Genomic DNA, 4,041 nt, shown 5'->3' with positions numbered 1-4,041 from the left:
AGGTCGTCGCCGAGCACGCCGGCGGTCTTCTTCGCCGCGACCTTGGTCATCACCGACACGTCGTCGAGCAGCGACGCGATGTCGTCGATGAGGGCGAGCAGGCTGGAGGCGGCCATCGGGCGCTGCGCTTGCGGCGATGCCGCGATGCTAGCCCGGGCGGGCCGCGCCGCCTCGACGGGTCGTGGGGGATCGGCGCCACGCCGCCCGGTGCGGGGCACGGGCGACGCGCGCGGCGTCGCCCGCCCGCCGCGCCGTCACGAGCGGGTGGTGGCCAGTTGCGCCGTCGCGTCGCCGCGGGCGTCGTGGCGGATCACGGGGCCGTCGAAGCCCATCGGCTCGGCGATCAGCGCCTGCAGTTCACCGCGCTCGGCGGCCGCGCGCGCCTCGGCGCGCACTTCGGCGCGGGTGCGCGTCGACGCGACGTCGCTCCAGGCATGGCGGTCGTACTCGGTCGCCTGCAGCGTGCCTTGGGCGCGCGCCTCGCGCAGCGCGTCGGCCACCGCGGCGCGGGTCGTCGCGCTCGTCGCGGGCTGCGGCAGTTCGTAGGTGGCTTCCTGGGCCGACGCGCTGGCGGCGGCGGCGATCAGGACGGCGGCGGCAACGGAAGTGATCTTGGACATGACGGGCTCCTTGGGAACGTAGAGGGGTTTCGGTGGCGGGCCGCTTCGTCGCGGCCACGGACTGAATCTTCGGCAGTCAAAACCACGCCTGCCGGACGCGCAGATGACAAATTCGTAATCCACTCAGCCCGCGAAAACTGCGACCATTGCGGCGTGCGGCGCCACCTCGGGCGCACGCACGCCTGCCCCGTAGCGTGTCCAGCCACCACCATGCGCCTGCTCGTCGTCGAAGATGAAGTCAAGCTCGCCCAGTACCTGCACAAGGGGCTGAGCGAGAACGGCCATGTCGTCGACATCGCACGCGACGGCATCGAGGGGCGGCGCCTGGCCATCGACGGCGACTACGACCTGGTGCTGCTCGACCTGATGCTGCCCGGTGTCGACGGCTTCGGCGTGCTCGCCGCCATCCGCGAGCGCAATCGCCGCCTGCCGGTGCTGATGCTCACCGCGCGCGACAAGGTCGAGGACCGCGTGCGCGGCCTCGAGCAGGGTGCCGACGACTACCTGGTCAAACCGTTCGCGTTCTCCGAGCTGCTGGCGCGCATCGGCGCGCTGGCGCGCCGCGGTGCGCAGCAGCAGGCGCAGCCGACGACCACGCTCGCGCTCGGCGACCTCGAGCTCGACCTGGTCGCACGCAAGGCGCAGCGCGACGGGCAGCGGCTCGACCTGACGGCCAAGGAGTTCAAGCTGCTCACGCTGCTGCTGCGCCGGCGCGGGCAGATCCTGTCGCGCACCACGCTGGCCGAGCAGGTCTGGGACATGAACTTCGACTCCGACACCAACGTCGTCGAGGTCGCGGTGCGCCGTCTGCGCGCCAAGCTCGACGACCCGTTCGACACCAAGCTGCTGCACACCGTGCGCGGCATGGGCTACGTGCTCGAGGAGCGCGACGCATGAACACCGCGACCCACCTGCCGGCGCTCGAGCCGCGGCACGCGGCACCCGGCACGCCCGCGTGCGACCCGTCGGTGGTCATCTGCACCCACTCGATCGGCGCGCGGCTGTCGAAGAAGCTCGCGCTGCTCGTCGTGCTGGTGCTCGGCGGCGTGTCGCTGGCGGCGTGGATGTCGGTGAAGATGATGATCGTCGAGCGCGACGCCGAGGACCTTGCGCGCCGCAGCGAGCTGTACGCCAGCGTGCTCGCGCTCGAGGCGCGCGACGGCGGCGAGGCCGCGGTGCTCTACAAGCTGCACCGCGAGGCGTCGATGCGCGGCGACTCGCGGCTCGAGGTCTGGCGCGCCGACGGCTCGCTGCTGCACGCCGACCCCGCCGGCACGATGCCCGCCGCGTCGCGGCACACCGCGTCGCGCGAGTTCACGATCGCCACCCCCGAGCTGCCCGGCGGGCTGCTGCGCGCGCGCATCACGGCCGACTACACGCGCGACGCGCGCATGGGCCAGCGTTGGGCGCTGCTGCTGGTCGGCGTGACGCTGGCCGCCGCGGCGCTGGTGGCCGCCGGCGGCTACTGGCACGTGCGCCGCCAGCTGCGCCCGCTCAACGACCTCGCGGCGCAGACGCGCGCGATCTCGCCGGGGCGGCTCGACCAGCGGCTGTCGCTGCGCGACCCGGGCGAGGAACTGCTGCCGTGGATCGAGCAGTTCAACGCGCTGATGGACCGCCTCGAGCGCGCCTACGCGCAGCTCGAGGGCTTCAACGCCGACGTCGCGCACGAACTGCGCACGCCGCTGGCCAACCTGATCGGCGAGACCGAGCTCGCGCTGTCGCGCGACCGCCCGGCGCAGGCGCTGCGCGAGACGCTGCAGTCCAACCTCGAGGAGATGCAGCGGCTGTCGGCGCTGGTCAACGACATGCTGTTCCTGTCGCAGGCCGACCGCGGCGCCACCGCGCGCCGCGGCCCGCCGGTGAGCCTGGCCGCGCTGGCGCAGCAGGTCAGCGAGTTCCACGAAGCGTCGCTCGACGACGCCGGCGTCGCGCTGCGCATCGACGGCGACGCGACGCTGGCGGTCGACGAGCCGCTGGTCAAGCGGGCGCTGTCGAACCTGCTCGGCAACGCGGTGCGCTACGCCGACCGCGGCTCGACGATCGTCGTGCGCATCGCCGCCGAAGCCGATGGACGCGCGCAGGTGGTCGTGCACAACGCCGGCGTCGGCATCGACGCGGCGGCGCTGCCGCGGCTGTTCGACCGGTTCTACCGCGCCGACGCGTCGCGCTGCTGCGACGACGGCCAGACGCACCACGGGCTGGGGCTGGCGATCGTCGCCGCGATCGCGCGCATGCACGCCGGCTCGACGCTGGCCGAGTCGCGCGACGGCGTCACGCGCGTGGGCTTCACGCTGGCCGACGCACCGCGCTGACCGCGGGGCCCGCGCCGCAGCGCCGCCTACACTGGCCGCGTGCGCGACCTGTTCCTGCTCGACCCCGACGTGGTGTTCCTCAACCACGGCTCGTACGGCGCCTGCCCGCGCGAGGTCATCGAGGCGCAGCAGCGCTGGCAGCTGCAGATGGAACGCAACCCGGTCGAGTTCCTCGGCCGGCGCTCGGCGGCGCTGCTGCGCGAGGCGCGCGAGCGGCTCGGCGCGGCGATCGGCGCCGACACCGACGACCTGGTGTTCGTGCCCAACTCGACGACCGCGGTGAACGTGGTCGCGCGCTCGCTCGGCCTGCGCCCCGGCGACGAGGTGCTCGCCACCGACCACGAGTACGGTGCCTGCGACGCCACCTGGCAGTGGGTGTGCGCCCGCGCCGGCGCCACGTATCGGCGCGTCGAAGTGCCGCTGCCGTTCGACCGCGACGGCTTCGTTGCACGCCTGCTCGACGCGCTGACCCCGCGCACGCGGCTGGTGTTCGCGAGCCACGTCACGTCGACCACCGCGCTGGTGTTCCCGGTGGCCGCGCTGTGCGCCGCGGCGCGCGCACGCGGCGTGCCGACGCTGATCGACGGCGCGCACGCGCCGGGGCAGCTGGCACTGGACCTGGGCGCGATCGGCGCCGACTTCTACGTCGGCAACCTGCACAAGTGGCTGTGCGCGCCCAAGGGTGCCGGCTTCCTGCACGCGCGGCGCGAACACCACGCGACGCTCGACGCGCCGGTGATCAGCTGGGGCTACGTCGCCGGCAGCGGCGGCCACACCGGCTTCGACGCCTACGCCGGGCGCACCCTGCTCGAGCGCCGGCTGCAGTGGCAGGGCACGCGCGACCTGTCGGCGTTCCTCGCGGTGAGCGCGGCGATCGCGTTCCAGCAGCGCCACGACTGGCCCGCGGTGCGACGGCGCTGCCACGCGCTGGCGCTCGACGCCGCGCGCGCGCTCGGCGAACGTTTCGCGATGGCGCCGATCGCGCGCGACGACGACTGGGTGCAGATGGTCGCGGTACCGGTGCCGCACCGCGACGCCGAGGCGCTGCGCGCGCGGCTGTTCGACGACGGCCGCATCGAGGTGCCGGTCACGCGCCACGGCGAGCG

5 protein-coding genes are annotated in these 4,041 nt (G+C 73.9%); 3 read left to right on the top strand and 2 right to left on the bottom strand.

Annotation, left to right across the window (positions count from 1 at the left end; all coding sequences use genetic code 11):
* Positions 1-116 (bottom strand): DUF808 family protein (locus tag PKC53_RS18795; RefSeq protein WP_324431424.1); only part of this gene is annotated, 116 nt, incomplete at its 3' end.
* Between the two features lie 138 nt (positions 117-254).
* Complete coding sequence (locus PKC53_RS18790) at positions 255-620, bottom strand: hypothetical protein (RefSeq protein WP_324431422.1); 366 nt, start codon at positions 618-620, stop codon at positions 255-257.
* Between the two features lie 210 nt (positions 621-830).
* Between PKC53_RS18790 and PKC53_RS18785 the strand changes: the two genes are divergently transcribed.
* From PKC53_RS18785 to PKC53_RS18775, 3 genes are all read left to right on the top strand, one after another.
* Positions 831-1,517 carry a heavy metal response regulator transcription factor gene (locus PKC53_RS18785; protein WP_324431420.1) on the top strand — a complete coding sequence of 229 codons (687 nt, stop codon included), beginning with the start codon at positions 831-833 and terminating at the stop codon, positions 1,515-1,517.
* A complete protein-coding gene (locus PKC53_RS18780; RefSeq protein WP_324431418.1) occupies positions 1,514-2,935 on the top strand; it encodes a heavy metal sensor histidine kinase in 1,422 nt (473 codons plus the stop codon). Before PKC53_RS18785 ends, PKC53_RS18780 begins: the two co-directional genes overlap by 4 nt.
* Positions 2,936-2,974: 39 nt before the next feature.
* On the top strand, positions 2,975-4,041 hold a 1,067-nt coding region (locus PKC53_RS18775; protein ID WP_324431416.1), incomplete at its 3' end, for an aminotransferase class V-fold PLP-dependent enzyme.

This window comes from Azohydromonas sp. (genome assembly GCF_035325925.1).
Lineage (GTDB): Bacteria > Pseudomonadota > Gammaproteobacteria > Burkholderiales > Burkholderiaceae_C > Calidifontimicrobium.
The sequence above is the reverse complement of the archived record's forward strand: the minus strand, read 5'-3'. Positions and strand labels throughout refer to the sequence as shown.